General features: G+C 44.0%; 35 protein-coding genes and 1 tRNA gene. All 36 read right to left on the bottom strand.

Annotated elements, in window-relative coordinates; all coding sequences use genetic code 11:
- Positions 1-4 precede the first annotated feature (4 nt).
- The 36 genes from FS818_RS17125 to FS818_RS16965 all read right to left on the bottom strand — a co-directional run bounded on the left by FS818_RS17125 (position 5) and on the right by FS818_RS16965 (position 16,463).
- A complete protein-coding gene (locus FS818_RS17125) occupies positions 5-1,258 on the bottom strand; it encodes a PBSX family phage terminase large subunit (RefSeq protein ID WP_145333336.1) in 1,254 nt (417 codons plus the stop codon).
- Complete coding sequence (locus tag FS818_RS17120; protein WP_145333335.1) at positions 1,245-1,688, bottom strand: terminase small subunit; 444 nt, start codon at positions 1,686-1,688, stop codon at positions 1,245-1,247. The genes FS818_RS17125 and FS818_RS17120 overlap by 14 nt, the downstream gene beginning before the upstream one ends.
- Before the next feature lie 352 nt (positions 1,689-2,040).
- The gene (locus FS818_RS17115) at positions 2,041-2,349 is read right to left on the bottom strand and encodes a hypothetical protein (RefSeq protein ID WP_145333334.1); all 309 of its coding nucleotides are present in this window, start codon (positions 2,347-2,349) and stop codon (positions 2,041-2,043) included.
- A 13-nt stretch (positions 2,350-2,362) separates the two neighbouring features.
- A complete protein-coding gene (locus FS818_RS17110; protein WP_145333333.1) occupies positions 2,363-3,280 on the bottom strand; it encodes a collagen-like domain-containing protein in 918 nt (305 codons plus the stop codon).
- Positions 3,281-3,721: a hypothetical protein gene (locus tag FS818_RS17105; protein ID WP_145333332.1), complete on the bottom strand. Its 441-nt coding sequence runs from the start codon at positions 3,719-3,721 to the stop codon at positions 3,281-3,283.
- A 79-nt stretch (positions 3,722-3,800) separates the two neighbouring features.
- A tRNA-Ile gene (locus FS818_RS17100) sits at positions 3,801-3,874 on the bottom strand.
- A gap of 36 nt (positions 3,875-3,910) precedes the next feature.
- The gene (locus FS818_RS17095) at positions 3,911-4,165 is read right to left on the bottom strand and encodes a hypothetical protein (RefSeq protein WP_145333331.1); all 255 of its coding nucleotides are present in this window, start codon (positions 4,163-4,165) and stop codon (positions 3,911-3,913) included.
- Between the two features lie 371 nt (positions 4,166-4,536).
- Entirely contained in the window at positions 4,537-5,076 is a 540-nt protein-coding gene (locus FS818_RS17090) for a sigma factor-like helix-turn-helix DNA-binding protein (protein ID WP_145333330.1), read from the bottom strand.
- Between the two features lie 16 nt (positions 5,077-5,092).
- Positions 5,093-5,296 carry a hypothetical protein gene (locus FS818_RS17085; protein ID WP_145333329.1) on the bottom strand — a complete coding sequence of 68 codons (204 nt, stop codon included), beginning with the start codon at positions 5,294-5,296 and terminating at the stop codon, positions 5,093-5,095.
- Between the two features lie 11 nt (positions 5,297-5,307).
- Positions 5,308-6,111, bottom strand: coding sequence for a thymidylate synthase (locus FS818_RS17080; protein ID WP_145333328.1), 804 nt, complete (start codon positions 6,109-6,111; stop codon positions 5,308-5,310).
- A complete protein-coding gene (locus tag FS818_RS17075; protein WP_145333327.1) occupies positions 6,111-6,326 on the bottom strand; it encodes a hypothetical protein in 216 nt (71 codons plus the stop codon). Before FS818_RS17075 ends, FS818_RS17080 begins: the two co-directional genes overlap by 1 nt.
- Positions 6,310-6,648, bottom strand: coding sequence for a hypothetical protein (locus FS818_RS17070; protein WP_145333326.1), 339 nt, complete (start codon positions 6,646-6,648; stop codon positions 6,310-6,312). Before FS818_RS17070 ends, FS818_RS17075 begins: the two co-directional genes overlap by 17 nt.
- On the bottom strand, positions 6,645-7,070 hold the full coding sequence (locus FS818_RS17065; protein WP_145333325.1) for a YopX family protein: 426 nt from the start codon (positions 7,068-7,070) through the stop codon (positions 6,645-6,647). Before FS818_RS17065 ends, FS818_RS17070 begins: the two co-directional genes overlap by 4 nt.
- Positions 7,067-7,258 carry a DUF7167 family protein gene (locus FS818_RS17060; protein WP_145333324.1) on the bottom strand — a complete coding sequence of 64 codons (192 nt, stop codon included), beginning with the start codon at positions 7,256-7,258 and terminating at the stop codon, positions 7,067-7,069. The genes FS818_RS17065 and FS818_RS17060 overlap by 4 nt, the downstream gene beginning before the upstream one ends.
- Positions 7,259-7,479: 221 nt before the next feature.
- A complete protein-coding gene (locus tag FS818_RS17055; RefSeq protein ID WP_145333323.1) occupies positions 7,480-7,860 on the bottom strand; it encodes a YopX family protein in 381 nt (126 codons plus the stop codon).
- Entirely contained in the window at positions 7,847-8,278 is a 432-nt protein-coding gene (locus FS818_RS17050) for a YopX family protein (protein ID WP_145333322.1), read from the bottom strand. Before FS818_RS17050 ends, FS818_RS17055 begins: the two co-directional genes overlap by 14 nt.
- Positions 8,279-8,366: 88 nt before the next feature.
- Entirely contained in the window at positions 8,367-8,645 is a 279-nt protein-coding gene (locus tag FS818_RS17045) for a DUF3850 domain-containing protein (RefSeq protein ID WP_145333321.1), read from the bottom strand.
- A 14-nt stretch (positions 8,646-8,659) separates the two neighbouring features.
- Entirely contained in the window at positions 8,660-9,073 is a 414-nt protein-coding gene (locus tag FS818_RS17040; RefSeq protein WP_145333320.1) for a BC1872 family protein, read from the bottom strand.
- Positions 9,074-9,385 (bottom strand): hypothetical protein, encoded by a 312-nt coding sequence (locus tag FS818_RS17035; RefSeq protein WP_145333319.1) that lies wholly within the window; start codon positions 9,383-9,385, stop codon positions 9,074-9,076.
- Between the two features lie 38 nt (positions 9,386-9,423).
- Complete coding sequence (locus FS818_RS28860) at positions 9,424-9,573, bottom strand: hypothetical protein (protein WP_186375522.1); 150 nt, start codon at positions 9,571-9,573, stop codon at positions 9,424-9,426.
- The gene (locus FS818_RS17030) at positions 9,560-9,856 is read right to left on the bottom strand and encodes a hypothetical protein (protein WP_145333318.1); all 297 of its coding nucleotides are present in this window, start codon (positions 9,854-9,856) and stop codon (positions 9,560-9,562) included. Before FS818_RS17030 ends, FS818_RS28860 begins: the two co-directional genes overlap by 14 nt.
- Positions 9,857-9,872: 16 nt before the next feature.
- The gene (locus FS818_RS17025) at positions 9,873-10,193 is read right to left on the bottom strand and encodes a hypothetical protein (protein ID WP_145333317.1); all 321 of its coding nucleotides are present in this window, start codon (positions 10,191-10,193) and stop codon (positions 9,873-9,875) included.
- Between the two features lie 376 nt (positions 10,194-10,569).
- Complete coding sequence (locus FS818_RS17020; protein WP_145333316.1) at positions 10,570-10,752, bottom strand: hypothetical protein; 183 nt, start codon at positions 10,750-10,752, stop codon at positions 10,570-10,572.
- A gap of 30 nt (positions 10,753-10,782) precedes the next feature.
- Positions 10,783-10,953, bottom strand: coding sequence for a hypothetical protein (locus FS818_RS28855; RefSeq protein ID WP_186375521.1), 171 nt, complete (start codon positions 10,951-10,953; stop codon positions 10,783-10,785).
- A 20-nt stretch (positions 10,954-10,973) separates the two neighbouring features.
- Entirely contained in the window at positions 10,974-11,162 is a 189-nt protein-coding gene (locus FS818_RS17015; RefSeq protein WP_145333315.1) for a hypothetical protein, read from the bottom strand.
- Between the two features lie 45 nt (positions 11,163-11,207).
- Positions 11,208-11,609 (bottom strand): hypothetical protein, encoded by a 402-nt coding sequence (locus FS818_RS17010; protein WP_145333314.1) that lies wholly within the window; start codon positions 11,607-11,609, stop codon positions 11,208-11,210.
- A 203-nt stretch (positions 11,610-11,812) separates the two neighbouring features.
- The gene (locus FS818_RS29580) at positions 11,813-11,959 is read right to left on the bottom strand and encodes a zinc-finger domain-containing protein (protein ID WP_397351787.1); all 147 of its coding nucleotides are present in this window, start codon (positions 11,957-11,959) and stop codon (positions 11,813-11,815) included.
- Between the two features lie 35 nt (positions 11,960-11,994).
- Positions 11,995-12,450 carry a dUTP diphosphatase gene (gene dut / locus FS818_RS17000; protein WP_145333312.1) on the bottom strand — a complete coding sequence of 152 codons (456 nt, stop codon included), beginning with the start codon at positions 12,448-12,450 and terminating at the stop codon, positions 11,995-11,997.
- On the bottom strand, positions 12,447-12,917 hold the full coding sequence (locus FS818_RS16995) for a hypothetical protein (protein ID WP_186375520.1): 471 nt from the start codon (positions 12,915-12,917) through the stop codon (positions 12,447-12,449). Before FS818_RS16995 ends, dut begins: the two co-directional genes overlap by 4 nt.
- Before the next feature lie 12 nt (positions 12,918-12,929).
- A complete protein-coding gene (locus tag FS818_RS16990; protein WP_145333310.1) occupies positions 12,930-13,304 on the bottom strand; it encodes a RusA family crossover junction endodeoxyribonuclease in 375 nt (124 codons plus the stop codon).
- The gene (locus tag FS818_RS16985) at positions 13,292-13,567 is read right to left on the bottom strand and encodes a helix-turn-helix domain containing protein (protein WP_145333309.1); all 276 of its coding nucleotides are present in this window, start codon (positions 13,565-13,567) and stop codon (positions 13,292-13,294) included. The genes FS818_RS16990 and FS818_RS16985 overlap by 13 nt, the downstream gene beginning before the upstream one ends.
- The gene (locus FS818_RS28850; RefSeq protein WP_186375519.1) at positions 13,545-13,691 is read right to left on the bottom strand and encodes a hypothetical protein; all 147 of its coding nucleotides are present in this window, start codon (positions 13,689-13,691) and stop codon (positions 13,545-13,547) included. The genes FS818_RS16985 and FS818_RS28850 overlap by 23 nt, the downstream gene beginning before the upstream one ends.
- A 12-nt stretch (positions 13,692-13,703) precedes the next feature.
- Positions 13,704-15,002 (bottom strand): replicative DNA helicase, encoded by a 1,299-nt coding sequence (gene dnaB, locus FS818_RS16980; protein WP_186375518.1) that lies wholly within the window; start codon positions 15,000-15,002, stop codon positions 13,704-13,706.
- Entirely contained in the window at positions 14,999-15,364 is a 366-nt protein-coding gene (locus FS818_RS16975) for a hypothetical protein (protein WP_145333307.1), read from the bottom strand. Before FS818_RS16975 ends, dnaB begins: the two co-directional genes overlap by 4 nt.
- 10 nt (positions 15,365-15,374) lie before the next feature.
- Positions 15,375-16,118, bottom strand: coding sequence for a hypothetical protein (locus FS818_RS16970; protein WP_145333306.1), 744 nt, complete (start codon positions 16,116-16,118; stop codon positions 15,375-15,377).
- Positions 16,119-16,130: 12 nt separating this feature from the next.
- Complete coding sequence (locus tag FS818_RS16965; protein ID WP_145333305.1) at positions 16,131-16,463, bottom strand: HNH endonuclease; 333 nt, start codon at positions 16,461-16,463, stop codon at positions 16,131-16,133.
- Positions 16,464-16,476 lie beyond the last annotated feature (13 nt).

Genomic DNA, 16,476 nt, shown 5'->3' with positions numbered 1-16,476 from the left:
TTCGTTAAAAACGTAATGTCGGGCCTCTCATGTCATCCTCAAAGGCATACCTTGTAGCATCGATCGTATGATTGTCTTTGTCATCCAACCGAGCCCTTGGATTACCGTCTGAATCCGTCTGATAGTCGATGTTCTCAAACTCTCGTGCAATGTTCGGCGTGCGTGCTGGATCGATCACGATCTCATCCAGGTCATCCAACCACTTCTCGCCATACTCCACTGAATTAGGGCCTTTCTTTGCTCCCTTGAACCGGCATTGTAGCTGCAGACGCATTTCATCAACCGATTTAGGCTCAGCACTATCGGCAATCGTTACCTGGTTGTCATAGCCCTTCTTCTTGATCCTCTCAGCTAATTCGCGGTTCGATAGCTTTACGCCGTAAACCTCATCTAGTGCGTATATCTTGCGTCGTGTCTTGTCATAGTGCCAGCGAACAAATGCCGCTGGATCAACACCATAGCCCCAGTCATTGCCTTGCCGGATATTATCGAACGTCTTTATTTCCTCATCCGTGATCTTACGGAAATTCAAATTATCAAATGGCACAACGCCGCTCCCTATCGCTTTTCCGAGGTACTCCCACTCATACCGCTGTATACGCGTCCGTTTCAATTCCTCAGCTTCTTCAATACCCTCTTTTGATAGATACGGATTGTTCAGATATGTGGAATGATGAACGTACGTGTTATTTGGTATGATGTGCGATTCATAAAGCTTGTTCACCCACGATTGCTTACGCTTGGGTGGGTTGTAAGAGTAATAGAACGCATAAAAAAGACCATCGCCTAAATCCGCACGCAAAATGGATTTCTCGATAGTCGATATCTCATCTTCAGTTTTAAACTCAGCCATTTCCTCTATCCAAAGGAATGCAATAGGGAACTTGGACATCTTAATTGATTTGATCTTGGCTGGATCATCAGCGCCACGGAATATGATTTTATTGCCGCGAGGGATGTATACCAACTGTAACGGGCTTTTAACAATCTTCCAGTAATGACCTACACCAAGTATGTCGATAGCCTCTTTGAGTTGTTCAAATACGCTTTCCTCTAGTGTGCGGGCGACCTTTCGAACACACAATGTGGTAACTGCATACTTCATCATATCGATGATTATCTTTAAGCTAATTTGCGCCGATTTACCAGATGCACGACCACCTTTAAGAACATGCTTCAGGTACTTATGCGAATTGGATATACGCCAAAAATCGTGAAAGTGCGGCGTAACCTTCTCTGATAGCTTAACCTTCAGCATCGCTATCACCCAAATCATCTATGATCTGCACACCAACATTGCCTTCAATCTGTTGTTTATCCGTCCACAGTGCATAACGTTTACCCAATAATTCAGCCGCTTTGATACGATCCTTGCCATCAAGTTCCTTCTTAACAAGCGATTGCTCACCCATGCCCATGCCTAAAGGAAACTGTTCTTTCACTTCACCCCTTAGCACATTTGTGAGGAATTCGAGCACTTCGTCCTGTTTCGCTATACGTTTTGCATCCTTTTTTGCTATCAATTCATCAACATATTGCCTCACCTTAGCATTCGCTAGCAGTCTGGAAGCATTGACCTCGGCTGATTTACCTTTAGCCTTGTACCCGGCATTATGATAACTCTGCGTTGCATTACCTGTTTCAATGTAATAGTCAGCGAATCTTTTCTGTTGTTCACTTAGGCTCATGTCATATCACCCACCCCCAAACTATTCTGCTTTCTTTAACTCCAATACTGATTCATTAAATACCGAAAACCTATCGTTGATAACACTAGTAATGTCGCACCAACATAGAAAGTTATCTTACTCTTCTTATCATCAACCAACCATCCCGAAGTAATAAGAAAACAAAATAATGATACTGTCCAATAACAAAACATAATATTCTTCAACATCGATAGTCCATACACGGTAAACAATGTTGAAATTCCGAACATGATTAAACCTGTGGCAACAGGCCTCTTCCATGTTGAAGCTGCAGGAAACAATAATATAATCAATACCGCCCCTATTGTTCGATTGAAAGATTTCATATCCATCAAACTTCACCACTCTTATCTGGAGGTTTACCGGCTGGCTCCTGTACCTGACAATCAATAAATATCATTTCTCCATGAAAAGGTTCAAGATAACCAGGTCTCATATAGTCACCGAAGCGATTCATGAGATCCCATATTTGAAAACGTGAGTATCCTTCTTCATCAACATTATCAAATGTGAAATGACCTTCACCACCTCTTGCTCTAACACGTTCATTCAACAAGGCATACTGCTTATTTATGATATCCCAACCCGCTTGAGTTAGTTTCACCTTTACGTGTCCATTGAAGTTAGTTACAGCATCCATAGCTTGTACCTCCTTATGTTGGCTCACAAGCAATCACATGTAGCTTTAAAGCTGGTATAGATGATGCTAATAGGCTTATGTTGAGTAATGCACCTAAACTTATATCAAGACTCGTCTTGCGGCTTACGATCGTTACAGTGAGTGTCCATCCGCTTGTGGCGTTACCACCAATAACACACCTTGGTTCGTCATAGCTGCCACTTGGTGCTTCAATGGCTGTGTATACCAGCGGCCTGGTTGCAAATGTTCCTAGATTGATTGCTGGAAGTGTAAACGATCCTGTCGTTTGTGCAGCAACATCGATTGTTTTGGCAAACTTGATGCGGCTATCTCCCGGGTCGCCTTTTGGCCCTGTTAATCCTTGTACACCCTGCGGGCCAGTCTGTCCTGTGGTTCCTGTTGGACCTTGTAACCCACGTTCACCTTGAACGCCCGTCTCTCCTTTAGGCCCTTGCTTACCTTCAACACCTTGCGGACCTGGTGGACCAACCTCACCCTTTGGACCTTGTTCCCCTGTATCACCCTTAACCCCCTGCTGTCCTGGACTACCTTGTAAAGCGCGATAATCAAAATCGGCTTGGTCATCACGCTTTACTCCAAGGTTAGTCCCGTCCCAACGAAAATTAAGGCCGATACCATTGGCACCGTCCTGTCCATCTCTACCATCTCTGCCAGGCATCCCTTGTATCCCTTGTGGCCCCGGATCGCCTTTGTTACCTTTCAATTCAGGCATATTACCGATAGCCGCTTCAAGCTCTTCTTGTGTCATATCACCTGCTGGACCACGTTCACCTTGTGGACCTTCTGGACCTTGTATGCCGGGTAATCCGTCTTTACCATCCTTGCCATCTTTACCCGGCGCCCCATCGTTACCAGATGGACCAGGCGGACCCATAGGTCCTACAGGCATCGAATCTTCTTCAAAAGGCATTTAAACCACCTCCAAGAAGGTGTAATGCACTCTGGTATCAGCTTTGGCATAGATATATACGTTTTCATCAAACACCATAATTCGAGATGCATTACGTGGTAGCAAAGGTATACCTCGGTCCTCTTTTCCTGATTCAGGAGCATAATATACTGTTTCATCCATGCTCATGTTACGGATGGATATCATACCACCATTAACGGCTATAAAACCCTCTACGCCAGCTTGCATATCCACATAATCATATCCTGGATGCCCGTCTGGTGTTTGCGTCACAATCCTCAACGGCAAATCACTTGTCCTGACGGAGTTACTTCTTAGCATTTCCATGATCTCCGCCGCCGGATCTTCGCCCGTCTCTCCGTTACCACCAACCATCAATACATAAAAAGGATGCTGCGGACTATTAGCCTTTCCGTCCTTGCCTCCTACGGGTAATACCAACGTTACCGCCTCCTTATCCCGTGTACCTTACTTCACCGTCACCCCTCGGCTTTTCAGGTTTAGATTACGGTGTTTTGTATACTCACTGCTGGACTCGAACCAGCGACCAAGCGCATATAAGACGCCTACTCTTACCATCTGAGTTAAGTGAGCATAAAAAAAGAGCAACGGTATTTAACCGTCACTCCCCTATTTCATAATTTCATCTATGCTAAGACCAGTCAATATTGTGTACATGTTTTGAAGTCGATGCTTTGTTTGACTCAATTCAACAACATTCAAATTAGGCGCGTTATAAATCGCTTTTTCAATGGCTTTGTTCAACTCATGGTACTCACATCGAATGTTTTCCACCAGATGCCTAAGATCACCCAACTCTACTGATACAATCTTATCACCCGGTTCATTCGAATTTTCAATTAATACTTGTTTAATTCCGTACATATCATCACCCCTGAAGGTAATTATACACGATGTTGTTGTTGATGTGGGCAAGGGACTCACACCCCTGCAAGACAGTATTTGTGTACTCGTAAGGTAACTGTCCAGAACTCTGCTATGCGTCTATATTCCGCCACCACATCATTTTGACCATACGCTTTTGTTGCATGGTCGCTGCGGATTAGATGAACCCGCTTAATTTACCCCTCATAACCTCAAGCCACGCAACTGAGCGTAACCCTCAAGCGGTTATGACAAGTTATTATTAATTCCTATGGAGAGAGAATTATTTATTCTCTCTACCTATAGGTGGCATTCGTATGGGGAATTTCAACGTTTTCTTTTCGGAAAATCACATCAAACTATTCATTTTCTCATTCATAACCTCCTAAAAACAGGCTATTATGTAAATCATATGATATTTTATGTTGTGCAGTCTTTACATAACTCTGTACTGCACTCTTACTGATGTTAAGGATCATTGCAATATCAGCGTATGAGAAGCAGTCACCGTGCTTCATGATATAACATTCTCTCTCTCTTGGAGATAAACGAGTAAGTGCATCCTCAATCTGATAAAGCTGCCAGTCCGATAGGTTGGCACTGCTCCCCGCGTGCCCTTTTTGTACATAAGCTTGCATCTTGAGTGGGTCAACTAATTTCTCGCGTTGATATGATGCTAATCGTTCAACCCCGCGCTTGTTTCCTGGTCTTCTTCCTGTGCTTAACCATTCAATAGCATAATTACAATCAGATACCATTTTAGAAATCAACTTTTTGTCAGCTTCATTATCGTTCATCTTAGCCCGGTCATATGCATCTTCAGCTATTTTACGCGACTTTTTATAGTTCTGAATTGTTGCTTCTCCCAAGTCGTGTACACTCACTTCTGGACTAAGCTGTGCTGTTGTCATTCGCTTTCCTCTCCCTCTAATAATCGAATATGGACATCTGTCCTTCTTTAACTACTTCTGTTTCATCTTGTATGAGTCCATCATCTAACCATTGTTTGGGTGCTTCGGTTTGGAAATGAGGCCATATCGGATCGCCGGCCCTTGAATGATTCGGATTCTTTCGTTGCGCCAGTTCCGTCCACACCCACTTGGTCTTAGCCTTTACTTTTATCTCGTCCATACGACCACTCCTTACACCGATACAGGCGCTTTGATAGCTGGGTGATGTTTGTACCCGATAAACTCAAAGTCCTCGTATACGTAATCGTCGATGCTCTTAGGCTTGCGTTTAATGTGTAGTTGAGGTAGTGGGAATGGTTCGCGTGTCAGCTGCTCTTTGACTTGATCAATGTGATTCAGGTAAATATGAACATCAGCACCACTGTATACCAATTCTCCGACCTCTAGATCACATTGTTGAGCGATCATGTGGGTTAAGAGGGCATAGCTTGCAATATTAAAGGGCAATCCGAGGAAAACGTCGGTGGATCTCATATTAAAAATGCATGATAGTTTGCCTTCGCTTACAACGAACTGAAATGAATAATGACAAGGTGGTAGTTTCATGTGTCTTATATCTGCAGCATTCCATGCACTGACTACATGACGCCGGGAATCTGGATCATCTTTGATTGACTGGATCACATCAGCAATTTGGTCAACTTCATAACCTATTTCGTTATATGGGTGGGACCACGCTCTCCATTGCTCTCCATACACCGGGCCGAGATTTCCATACTCATTTGCCCATGCATCCCATATCTTTATTCCGTTATCCTGCAGGTACTTGATATTCGTATCTCCGCTTAGAAACCAAAGCAACTCATGCACCACAGATGGAAGGTGTATTTTCTTCGTTGTTATAAGAGGAAATCCTTCTGAAAGATTGAATCTCAGCTGCCTTCCGAACACTGATAACGTTCCTGTACCGGTTCGATCTCCCTTGGCTTTACCGTTATCTAATATGTCTTGTAGTAGTTCTAGATAGTTTTTCATTAAGATGCACACCCTTCACAAGCAATGTAGTTGTCTCCGACCTTCTTACTGATGGCGATTACCTTGCCCAGTTTTATATCTGATTCATCTGTAAACTCCAGATCAGCAATTCGGGCAACAATCAATGCAGCAGCTTCTTCTTGGCTTTCTGCCTCTTGGCTAAACTCTGAACTCGATTGGCTGGACAAAACTTCATATTCAAATGTGTATCTCATCAGTATCCTCCTTGGGTATAGACTCCCTACCCTCCAGTTTCAGATCGCTGACTTTGACAGAACCCGTGAAAATCAATCTATCCCATTCCACATATGCGTTTTGCCCGTTTTTAGATATAGTGACCACCGTTCCTGAGCATTTGTGTCCTGCATGCCTGACTCTATCCCCTACATTTATCTTGAAAATGTCGTCTGGAGCGAACATGCCGTTTTCTATGCTTTCTTGCACTTCTTCAAACGCCGTCATTCGATGATCATTTCCGAGGTGAGACGATTTCTCTGCTAACCACTCCAGCAGCTTATCTGCATCGATCAGTTTCATGCTTCATCCCTACCCTCTAGTAAGTGTGGGTGTTCAAACTGGTTTCCAAGCAATTTGTGATAATCCGCTGCATACGTAAGATCAGTCAATTTACCACTTGTCCAATGCATCATAAAGCTAGTGTTTAAATAAACAACCTTCCCAACCACTTTTTTTCTACCAATGTAGTATCCATATTCGTCATGCTCCATGTCTTCCGACTCAACGATATCTCCCTCATATATCTCTTTTCCATTCTTGTCCTTTAGTCCGGAGTACTGCCCAACTGTTTCTGGCCTTACGCGGTAAGCAAATGGCAAGCCTGAACTGTTGGAAATGTAATGTCCCTTCTCGATCCTCATGTAATTTCTCTCGAGCACCGTGAGTAACCCGTAATTCCATCCTCCATCTATGCCCATGCCGCGAAACTTGATCTCTCTCATGCTTCTTCCTCCCCAGGTAGGATAAGGCTGTACCATCCGCCGTATATCTGTTTGCGAGCCCATACAATGTGCTTATCTAACAACATGTCCTCAATTTCTTTTTCAGTCTTGCCTTCGAATTCTTCATCCGGGATGTCGATTACTTCATTCTTTTTATCCAACCTTGCCCAAAATTCGTATTGTGCCATTTATGTTTCCTCCCCAGGTAGGTTGATAGGCGCCCAATGTGTTACAACTGGCATGTCGATGAGTTGGTCATATCCTGTGTCCCTCTGGCACTTGTACCATGCGTATCCGTGTCCCAAGTTATTTGCGTGGAATGCCCTTATAATCTCAGTGCCATTTGTGACCAGATGCGGTACATGGCTTTCGATGCTCCGGTCTGTTGGATCGTATTTACGCCACTCTATCATTCTGTATCCGCTCCTTCCCCACCCAATAATTCAGGGTTTTCGTAGATATTTCCGATCACTTCTCCGTCAGCAATGTATCCCAAATGCAAGCCCATTAAAGGCTCCTTGCCTCTGAATAACTGGAACATTCCGTCGTATAACCTCACAACCAGATTTTCAGGCAACAGAGCACTACTTTTAAAAGTCAGCTTGTTCACACTGACAATGTCACCATCGTAATAATCATTACCTTTGCTGTCTTTGACCCCAGATTTGATCATCAACACTACATAAGGAGACAATACAGCTACCTTCAACCATGTACGATCCAGAAAGTCATATGACATCTCTTTGGTTTCAATATCCCAGGCTCTCGCTCCAAACTCATACAGGCTCATGCTTATCCGCTCCTTCCTTGGGAGCCAACTCCGGGTTTTCATAGACATTTCCAATGATTTCGCACTCTGCTGAGATGTAATCTGCATCTTCGTATAACGGGTCATTGCCGAGCCAAAATGTATAAGAGCTAAAGTCGATAATTGCATTGTGGTAAGTCATTTGGGTATTCTCTGGTGTTTCGTAAAGATCAGGAACCTTCATGATGTCCTTTTGATACATGGCTTTTCCGTTCATATCTGAAATCCCTACAGGCCACATTAGTTCGAAGTCACTCAGACGGAGACGGTGGAACCCTCTGCCATCTATGACCATGTACACACCGATTACCTTCGTTTCAAAGTTGATACTTTCCACGCTCTCGGGCTGAATCATAACGCCCAACGGTTTGTACCATGCACGCGGTGCTTTTATATTCATCTTGTATATCCTCCTATTTGGGGAGACCAGACTGATCCGGCCTCCACTGAGTTAAGTATTTCGGTCGAAACGATGGCCTATCGGCCAATTATTCACTGTCTGCCTTTCGAGACCAGTTGCTCAAACCCATAATTACGTATCCTTCTTTCACATACTCCGGCGCGTCCAAAATGTATGTCACCCGCTTACATAATCCTGAGCCTGTTCTGATCTTTGTTTCAGGGTCAATCTCTAGCAGAAACAACGTATCTCCAACTTGATAATCCCGGTCGTTCAGCCGGACTTCGAATGTCTTTGTTCCGTCCCAAAGCGCTTTAAAGTACTCAGGTAACACTTTTAGTTCATGTATCTTCGCTGTTCGTTCCATTACGTCTATCCCTCCTATATGTCCAGTACAGCCAATAGAGCTGCCTTACAGATTGCTTCGGGCGCTGTTGCCCCTCTTGCTCGATATGGTCCAATTTCACAAATGTAGTAATCCCGGTCATCTCTATCAAACATTTTTTGAACAAGCGGCATATCAAAGTGTGTGAAGACTTCCCACGCCGCTGTAATATTCTCAGAGAATTCAGGCAACATTTCCATGTATGCAAATTCAACTATTGCAACACCATTTGGAAGTTTTCCTAAGCTTGCATTTTTCACAAGTTTTCGAATATAAAGTTCACCTTTATGCGGATTAAAACTGGTGTCTGTTGCACTGTACCCCATCACTTTCCAAGCAACCCATGCATTTAGTTTATTTCCGGGCTCCATCGCCAACACTTGCTCCCGGGTCAACGCTGTTTGTGTCATCTATATATCCTCCCTCAATGTCATATACGCTGCCTCAGCGATTTGACGAGGCGTAGCAGTCAATAATTTGGCAACTGTGTTCCACTTGTACTTCTCATTCTTCCAATCGCTCACAACCCCACCTAAATTCCTAACGTACCGTTCTGTATCAATCCCGATAATTTTCTCTTGTAGTTCCGACGAGGTAACAGCGTCAGTGCAATAGTCGCAAATATGACCGTAGTTAATTTGTGTAGCATTTTTTTCAGTTTTACCAAGCAGTTTGGACAACTCAATATTCAGATGTTCATTTGTCATGTCCTTTACGTTCATGTGCGTTATATCCTCCTTAGTAGGGAGAGGCCCTAGCCTCAACCCTTCTCCTTTGGTTTGTATTTTTGTTTGATTAAGCTGTATGCAGCAATAGCCGTTTGACGAATGAACTCTTTGTTTATTTCAATCTCATGGTCTGTCATTTCGTTGATATTGTGAAGGTTTTTGAGAACCTCATACCGTTTCATCTTGGTTCCCCTCTCCTTCCTGACCCACTGGCTTGTTCTCTTCCAGCCATCTATATATGCGTTCTAGTGCTACATCCGGAGAAGCTGGATTGCTCATAGAAAGGATGTCCGTCACATCTCTCATTAGCTTAACCATGCTCTTGCGATACGTGTGTACCTCTTCAATCTCCTTGCGGAGCCGCTCTACTTCATTCTGAGCCTCTTCTAATTCGTCCATTAAAATGTCTGGATACGGTACTCTTGCCGCTGCCAGGATACGTTTAATTTCCATAGGTGTTCTCATAATTGGTTTTCCTCCCTTAATCCATTTGGCGATATGCAAGCACTTGGTAACCTCTTCGTTCCATCTCAGCTACAAACACCGTCACAGCCTTTGTGTTAACGTCTCCTTGCCCCTTGCTGACCGTCAGCATATATCCGTCTCCGATCCAACGCCGCTTTCCACGGCAGTACAATCCAGCAGCCTTGATAGCCGCCAACACCTTTGCTTCTCGCGCTCTTGGCAACGAAAGGAATACTTTATCTACGTTCGCCGTGCCTCCATCCACCGTGAACTCGGTAGCATCCTTAGACGCATTGTGTGCGGCTTTCAGGTCTTCAGTTAATTTGTTGTAGTCCATCTGTATATCCCTCCTTGGTAAGAGGCCCTATGGACCTCACTTATTTATTGCCGTACCGTTCAAGCAACTGCATGATTAAAACATGGTTTATATCCTCCCATATACATCCGCTGTTCTTGAGTTGGATAATCTTCTGATTTCCAGCTTTGATTGCATTGTTCCAGGCTGTTTCTATTTGTTCACGTGTAACTCCGTTATCAAAGCACCAAGCTTTAGCTCTGTTCCTACGTCCTTCGAACTGGTGCATGTTATCTCTCCTTTGGTGGGCCTAAACCCACAAATTAATCTAAATAATGTAAAAACAGCGGTACCGTTCCAATTTTATTAATGTTTTATATGGTGGGAAGAGGCTATGCCCCTTCCTCTTTGGTACCCCTCAGTCAAGCACGTCACAAGTCGTTGCTTTATCCGGGTTTTTCCGTTTCGCCAGCCGTTTTTTTACCGCCGGCATTGTCATCCATACGATATACTTTGCGGTTACACCCATCTGCTGGGCACATTGATAGGACGTACCCATTGCTACCAATTTTTCGCCTTTATACACTGCGTATTGTTTCATGTGTCTTACTCCCTTCCTGGGGATGCTACCCTAAACCCCTTCTGCCGCTTCGTTTACTCCTGTAACCCAACGATTAAGTGCGTCTTGACCTGCTCCAATCCCTTGTACACATGCTTTGCGGATCGGGCACCCTCCGCAATTAGACTTGTAATTTTGGTTGCAAATCTGTAATGCTGTAGTGTTAAGTTGTGGTCTTTCCATCTGCATCCTCCGCTCCAGCCCTAATCGTTAATTCCAGGAACTTTCATTCCAAGGATTTTTAGTGCTGTTAACATTCCTTGTTGAAACAGTTGATGCTCTTTTAGTCCATAATGCTGAGGCTCCATATTGTGATCTAAAAAGGCTGTATAAGTAGCAATCAGTTTCTCTTCCACTGTCTGCTCATTTGTCAAATTTGCTTGATCTTGCATGGGTGTATCCTCCCTTAGATGGTTTATTGGTGGGTTAAATCGTGGTCAATCAAACTTCTTTTCATCTAAAAATCCTAATTCGTAAGCGATTTTTGCAGTTTGGTGATCCACCAGCACCCCATTAATTGTGTTTGCATAAGGCGAAACTTTCTTTTTATTAGGGTCGTACCATCCCTTTTCAAGTTCTACTTCCGAGAAAGGGTGTCCATCGCTTAGAACAGGAAATCCATCCTTGTATTCAGGTTTAATTACTGATCCGTATTCATCTCTCTCGCCTACGTACCAATTTTTGAGCTCAGGCCCAATTTCGCTGGCTCCACAACTTTCGCAATGGTAAGGGCCGCATTGAACCATTCCAACTCCTACATCCACAAAGTCCGCATGGCAATCATCGCCGCAGTAAGGGCACGGTTCTGGATCGTCGTAGCTTCCATAATTACTTCTCATATCTATTCCTCCCTGTGGGTTATGCGTTGTATAGGTGATAACTCCGGGGCTTTTTCTTTGGCTTTATCCACTCTGGTAGATCGCGTGGAAATACCAGGTATACCTCTCCAATCACCTTGCCTTTTTCATCATGGATAATGTCCCATGGGATATCCGAAAAGTAGGGGTCATATCGTTCTGGCTTATGCATGCTGTACCTCCGTTCATTTGGTTAGCTGCTTGCCGAGTTCTTGGATTTTCTGACCAGTTTCGCAATTGCGGTTACAGTGGTTATCTATTTTCGAAAAGTTGCTACCGTGCTTTTTAGATAGTTCGTAGTGAGTCTTGCATCTTTTACATTTCTGGTTCATCAGCAAATTGATTTCTGTCAACACATCCAATCTGCTCATTCGCCTGTGTGACCAAATCCGCCGTCACCGCGTTCACTCTCGCTCAACTCCGAAACTTCCTCAAATGAAACTCTCACAACCGGAGCAATAACGCCCTGTGCTATCTTCATACCTTTTTCAATCAATATGTCAGTGTCGTTGCCGAAGATAGATTGCAAGTCGCCGCCGTTGAAAATGTGATCCACAATGATCCCGACCTCACCGCGATAGCTGGAATCAATCGTACCCAACTGCACTCGTAACTTTGAATTAAGTGTCAGACCAGATCGTGGACGTATCTGCATCTCGTATCCGTCTGGTATCTCAAACGCAAGACCTGTTAAAACCTTTCTTGTCTCCCCAGCTGGGATAATCACATCTTGCAACGCGACTAAATCAAAACCCGAGTCTCCCGGTTTGGCATATACAGGTGTTTTCGCTTCCGGATGTAACTTTTTTATTTTCACGTTCATTTCTTGATCATCTCTTTTCTGCTTGGTTTAGGATTTCTTTGATACGACTTCATAGTTGATGCCTGTTCATATGTCCAACCTTCACGCACTCTACGTCTGAATGTCTGTTCAGTTATTCCGTTCCGAACAGCCGCTTCTAGATGTTCCAAAGGATATTTCCGCATTTCTTCATGTCTCTTTTTCTGTGCAAATGCAAAGCTTTGTTTAGGTGTTGTTGCTGCCTTTTCTTCGCTCCATCCTCTTTGCAAACGAGTGTTGAACGCCGCTCTTGTTATCCCGTGTTCAGCAGCAATCTTGATCCAGTTAGATCTGTCAGCTTTTTTATTGATCGGTTCAGTAATAGTCCGTTCCTTATCCCATCCGAGGTTGTAGAATCTTTCTCGCGCTCTTTCTCGGTGGATTCCGTTTGATATAGCTTTTTGATAATCCTCTTCAGTCAGATCGTAGTCACAGTCCATATTAATCACCTCAATACGTTGTTATACGACTTTTTCGAATTCAATCTCAATGCGTGGATTCTTTTTATCCACTTCGTAATCCATTATTCGTGGTAATGCTGTCTTATCGTCTGCATATATGCCACCACTCTCTAGAGCGTCTAGGAGCGCTTTTAAGGTGTTGTGAGTGTCACGCCTCTTGTTGTCCGGGAAAAAGTACCAGAGCCTTACAACGACTTTCCCAGAGGTTGTGGACCACTTGTTTTCACTCCGCCATAGCAATGCTTGCAAAGCGGCTTCTTCAAACCATTCTTTCGCCTTAGGTTTCATTACTTTTATTAGCCGTTTGCCGACTCTGGCATTTTGGTACATATGATTTACACTTGGCGCCGTTCCGTTGAGTATCAATCTTTCCATTGATGTATACCTCCCAACATTCCGCCTGGTCGTTCGCTGATCTTCCCTTTGTCTGCTTGATCCATAGCAAGCAAGATAATTTCCAGTGCCGGCCTCTCAAAATATTCAGCCATCTTCGTTATGCTGAGTCCTTCTTGCCACATGCTTCGAAACTCATAGACATGTGTTGTCCGCCAAATAAAATTCATATCCTGACAAGCTACAACTATTTTAGAGACACTTTCTTTCGCCTTCCCCTTGTCACCCGCTTGCGTCAGAGTCACTCGCAATCACTCCCATTCGCTTCAGGTATTCTTTTGAAGCCTCAATCCGTATGTCATAATCAAATTCCGATTTTTGTGTTGTCTCTATCAATTCATTATTAGTCATATTTTCAAGCAGCTTCATATCATCACCTCGCTACATAATATGAGCACGTTCATAGTTGAGAAATTTACCGTAATTTTTCATGTTCACCATTTCAGCTGTTCCGGTTCTACCATTACGGTTCTTGGACACAATCATTTCAATGATATTTTTCTTCTCGGTTTCCTGGTTGTAGTAGTCATCCCGATACAGAAAAGTAATTGTGTCTGCGTCCTGCTCAATGTTTCCTGACTCTCTCAGGTCCGACATCATCGGACGCTTATCCTGCCGCTGTTCTACGGTTCTGCTAAGCTGAGCCAATGCAACTACAGGACAATCGTTCTCACGGGCCATCTGCTTCAAACTAGAGCTTATGAAGCCCACTTCCTCGTTACGGTTCTTGCTACTGTATTTACTGCCGCCTTTTATCAATTGGAGGTAGTCTATGAACACAATGAGTTCAGGGCATTTCTTTTTTAACTTCCGCACAGCAGATCTAATTTCTTGAACTGACAGTCCCGGTCGATCATCAATGTAAATGTCCAGTTGTGAGAGTTCAGATAGTCCTAGGGTGTATTTTTCCCACTCATGATCCTCTAGCTGTCCTCTTTCCACCCGATGACCGTCAATATTACATTCTGCTGCTATCATTCGGTCGTAGAGTTGCATTTCAGGCATCTCCAGACTGAATATAGCAACCGTCAGGCCGTCTTTGCCGTTCCGGACGGCATTGTTAAGGAGGAAGGCTGTCTTGCCCACAGAGGGCCTTGCAGCGACTATATTGAGGGTCTGCTTTTTCCACTTCCCTGTTATCTCGTCAAGGTCCTTGCCCACCGTGGATGCTCCGAATGCCTTCCCTTCGTATTTCTTTCTGTCTATCTCATCAGAGTGTTCCATAATACCTTGGCTAATGTGTTTGAAGCCATCTGTGCTCCGACTTTGGTCAGCAAGTGATTCCGAGAGGTCCATAAGTTCTGCGCCAAGTTCCTTTGGATCGTTTATGCCACTGCTCGATATTTCTTTAATCGCTTGCATGCCGTTTCGCATAAGATACCGATCTTTAACTATGCGTTCGTGTGTTGCAAAGTCACTTACACTTGGTACGGACTCACTGAGTTTCAGCAGATAACTAATTCCGCCAACATCACTCAGTTCGTCCTTTAATTCGTTTGAAAGGGTGACAACATTAATTAAAATTTCTTTTTTCCGCAGTTCCACCATTGCTGCGAATATAATCTGGTGAGATTCGTTGAAAAACTCTTCCTCGGTCAACAAGGACTCATAAATCAAATCAGGCTGTATAATGATCGAACCGAGAACGGATTGCTCAGCTTCTAAGTTGTAATAGTTCATGACTTCTTCGCCTTGTGTTCTGCAATCGTTCGGCGCATCCATTCTTCCTTACTAATCCCCTCGCGCTTCCATGGTGGGTCCACAGGAACTGTTTGTCTCAGCCGATCCTGTTCATCCAACATTTCACGCGTCCTTTGTTTCTCGCGTTCCGCTGCTATCCTGGCATTCGGTTTAACAATCTCAGCAATGGATGGAGCAAACTTGCTTTCCCTGATATGTTCCTTGGCGTTTGCCCAGCAGCTATCCGAGTCTGCCTGTTCCAACTCTTCGAGCCAGTTTTCCGCAATATCCCGATCCACTTTCCAACTTGGATAACTGGATGCGAGTTTTTTGAACAGTTTTAATGCATCCTGTCGTTCCATGAAGCACCTCCTAAACCATATCGTCCAAGAAACTCAATCTGTCCGTTGACTTCCCCTGTGCATGCCGTTCTTGAATTGCATTTGTATAAAAGGAGAACCCATTAACCTTCCCGCCTTCTTCAATCTTCTTTTTGTATCGTTCAGTCATAACTTCGATAATTAAATCGGATGTAATGCCTTGATCAACCAACTTCGATACTAAAGGCCAATCTTTCGGTTTTAGTCCAAAGCAACCATGAATTTGACTATACGCTTTCTCTATTTTTTCAAGTTCATCTGCAGTAGTAGTAGTATTACTTGGTAAGGTACTGTACTGTACTGTACTGTTACCAGCGCCGTCCCACAGATCATCCGCGACACTTCCGTTGGACGTCCGTTGGACATCCGCTGGATTTCCTTTGGGTTTTCCGCGTGACTTCCGTTTCCTGTCCGCGTCATTTTTGCGCTTTTCTACCAGCTTACCAATGTAGTCATGCCAATCATGGATATAAAGTTTACCGTCTATCACATCAATGAAATTAACTTCAATCATTTTGTCCAGAAGTAATTGGGCATCGCCGGTCCACATCATCTCGTCTGCAACATCTTCAGGTTCTAACTCCGACAAGCAACCATCTGGCAAGTTATCCATGGCCCACCACCATAATAGGTGGAGGTGCCCGATAACTTCTGGTACTGATACTCCAAGCTTGCGTGCCAAACGTTTTGTCTTGCGATGCCGGCCAAGAGTTTGATGACTCTCTAACCAAGCCATGTTATCACCACGCTATCCATTCATTTTGTATAACTTCTCGCGGTATTCTGCCGCCCACTCTTTGCCTTTACGTGTATAGTCAATAATGTTATGACAAGTGCCTGTATTCGTACTGGGACCGCATAGCATTGCTACATCATTTACTGTTGTTTCAGTTTCCACTTTCCACCGTCTAATCAAGTGAGCGCATTGAAGATATCCACCCTTCCCACAACGCTCACAATATCCTCCTGACCGTTCTAAGGCCTTGTCATACACATCGCCAGTTATTTGCCCGCGTTGCTTTGCAGTTCGCTTAAACCGCTTGTGTTTAGGCTTAGGAACGGCTCTTAATTCAAAGTCCATGGAGTTCCCTCCT

Origin of the sequence: Paenibacillus xylanexedens (genome assembly GCF_007680605.1) — a bacterium.
GTDB classification, from domain to species: domain Bacteria; phylum Bacillota; class Bacilli; order Paenibacillales; family Paenibacillaceae; genus Paenibacillus; species Paenibacillus xylanexedens_B.
Note: the sequence above shows the minus strand (reverse complement) of the source record. Positions and strands in the feature narration are given on the sequence as shown.

Excerpts from the sequence above, each read along its gene's own strand:
- FS818_RS28860 (WP_186375522.1), bottom strand. The coding sequence starts at position 9,573 with ATGAAACGGTATGAGGTTCTCAAAAACCTTCACAATATCAACGAAATG.
- FS818_RS17125 (WP_145333336.1), bottom strand. The coding sequence starts at position 1,258 with ATGCTGAAGGTTAAGCTATCAGAGAAGGTTACGCCGCACTTTCACGAT.
- FS818_RS28855 (WP_186375521.1), bottom strand. The coding sequence starts at position 10,953 with ATGGAAAGACCACAACTTAACACTACAGCATTACAGATTTGCAACCAA.
- FS818_RS17120 (WP_145333335.1), bottom strand. The coding sequence starts at position 1,688 with ATGAGCCTAAGTGAACAACAGAAAAGATTCGCTGACTATTACATTGAA.
- FS818_RS29580 (WP_397351787.1), bottom strand. The coding sequence starts at position 11,959 with ATGAACCAGAAATGTAAAAGATGCAAGACTCACTACGAACTATCTAAA.
- FS818_RS17025 (WP_145333317.1), bottom strand. The coding sequence starts at position 10,193 with ATGGACTACAACAAATTAACTGAAGACCTGAAAGCCGCACACAATGCG.
- FS818_RS17075 (WP_145333327.1), bottom strand. The coding sequence starts at position 6,326 with ATGAGATACACATTTGAATATGAAGTTTTGTCCAGCCAATCGAGTTCA.
- FS818_RS17035 (WP_145333319.1), bottom strand. The coding sequence starts at position 9,385 with ATGAACGTAAAGGACATGACAAATGAACATCTGAATATTGAGTTGTCC.
- FS818_RS17010 (WP_145333314.1), bottom strand. The coding sequence starts at position 11,609 with ATGAGAAGTAATTATGGAAGCTACGACGATCCAGAACCGTGCCCTTAC.
- FS818_RS17080 (WP_145333328.1), bottom strand. The coding sequence starts at position 6,111 with ATGAAAAACTATCTAGAACTACTACAAGACATATTAGATAACGGTAAA.
- FS818_RS16970 (WP_145333306.1), bottom strand. The coding sequence starts at position 16,118 with ATGGCTTGGTTAGAGAGTCATCAAACTCTTGGCCGGCATCGCAAGACA.
- FS818_RS17065 (WP_145333325.1), bottom strand. The coding sequence starts at position 7,070 with ATGAGAGAGATCAAGTTTCGCGGCATGGGCATAGATGGAGGATGGAAT.
- dut (WP_145333312.1), bottom strand. The coding sequence starts at position 12,450 with ATGAACGTGAAAATAAAAAAGTTACATCCGGAAGCGAAAACACCTGTA.
- FS818_RS17115 (WP_145333334.1), bottom strand. The coding sequence starts at position 2,349 with ATGGATGCTGTAACTAACTTCAATGGACACGTAAAGGTGAAACTAACT.
- FS818_RS17055 (WP_145333323.1), bottom strand. The coding sequence starts at position 7,860 with ATGAGCCTGTATGAGTTTGGAGCGAGAGCCTGGGATATTGAAACCAAA.
- FS818_RS17015 (WP_145333315.1), bottom strand. The coding sequence starts at position 11,162 with ATGCAAGATCAAGCAAATTTGACAAATGAGCAGACAGTGGAAGAGAAA.
- FS818_RS17050 (WP_145333322.1), bottom strand. The coding sequence starts at position 8,278 with ATGAATATAAAAGCACCGCGTGCATGGTACAAACCGTTGGGCGTTATG.
- FS818_RS17090 (WP_145333330.1), bottom strand. The coding sequence starts at position 5,076 with ATGACAACAGCACAGCTTAGTCCAGAAGTGAGTGTACACGACTTGGGA.
- FS818_RS17085 (WP_145333329.1), bottom strand. The coding sequence starts at position 5,296 with ATGGACGAGATAAAAGTAAAGGCTAAGACCAAGTGGGTGTGGACGGAA.
- FS818_RS17045 (WP_145333321.1), bottom strand. The coding sequence starts at position 8,645 with ATGGAACGAACAGCGAAGATACATGAACTAAAAGTGTTACCTGAGTAC.
- dnaB (WP_186375518.1), bottom strand. The coding sequence starts at position 15,002 with ATGAACTATTACAACTTAGAAGCTGAGCAATCCGTTCTCGGTTCGATC.
- FS818_RS28850 (WP_186375519.1), bottom strand. The coding sequence starts at position 13,691 with ATGAAGCTGCTTGAAAATATGACTAATAATGAATTGATAGAGACAACA.
- FS818_RS16965 (WP_145333305.1), bottom strand. The coding sequence starts at position 16,463 with ATGGACTTTGAATTAAGAGCCGTTCCTAAGCCTAAACACAAGCGGTTT.
- FS818_RS16975 (WP_145333307.1), bottom strand. The coding sequence starts at position 15,364 with ATGGAACGACAGGATGCATTAAAACTGTTCAAAAAACTCGCATCCAGT.
- FS818_RS16990 (WP_145333310.1), bottom strand. The coding sequence starts at position 13,304 with ATGGAAAGATTGATACTCAACGGAACGGCGCCAAGTGTAAATCATATG.
- FS818_RS17070 (WP_145333326.1), bottom strand. The coding sequence starts at position 6,648 with ATGAAACTGATCGATGCAGATAAGCTGCTGGAGTGGTTAGCAGAGAAA.
- FS818_RS17020 (WP_145333316.1), bottom strand. The coding sequence starts at position 10,752 with ATGAAACAATACGCAGTGTATAAAGGCGAAAAATTGGTAGCAATGGGT.
- FS818_RS17060 (WP_145333324.1), bottom strand. The coding sequence starts at position 7,258 with ATGGCACAATACGAATTTTGGGCAAGGTTGGATAAAAAGAATGAAGTA.
- FS818_RS17095 (WP_145333331.1), bottom strand. The coding sequence starts at position 4,165 with ATGTACGGAATTAAACAAGTATTAATTGAAAATTCGAATGAACCGGGT.
- FS818_RS17030 (WP_145333318.1), bottom strand. The coding sequence starts at position 9,856 with ATGAGAACACCTATGGAAATTAAACGTATCCTGGCAGCGGCAAGAGTA.
- FS818_RS17040 (WP_145333320.1), bottom strand. The coding sequence starts at position 9,073 with ATGACACAAACAGCGTTGACCCGGGAGCAAGTGTTGGCGATGGAGCCC.
- FS818_RS17110 (WP_145333333.1), bottom strand. The coding sequence starts at position 3,280 with ATGCCTTTTGAAGAAGATTCGATGCCTGTAGGACCTATGGGTCCGCCT.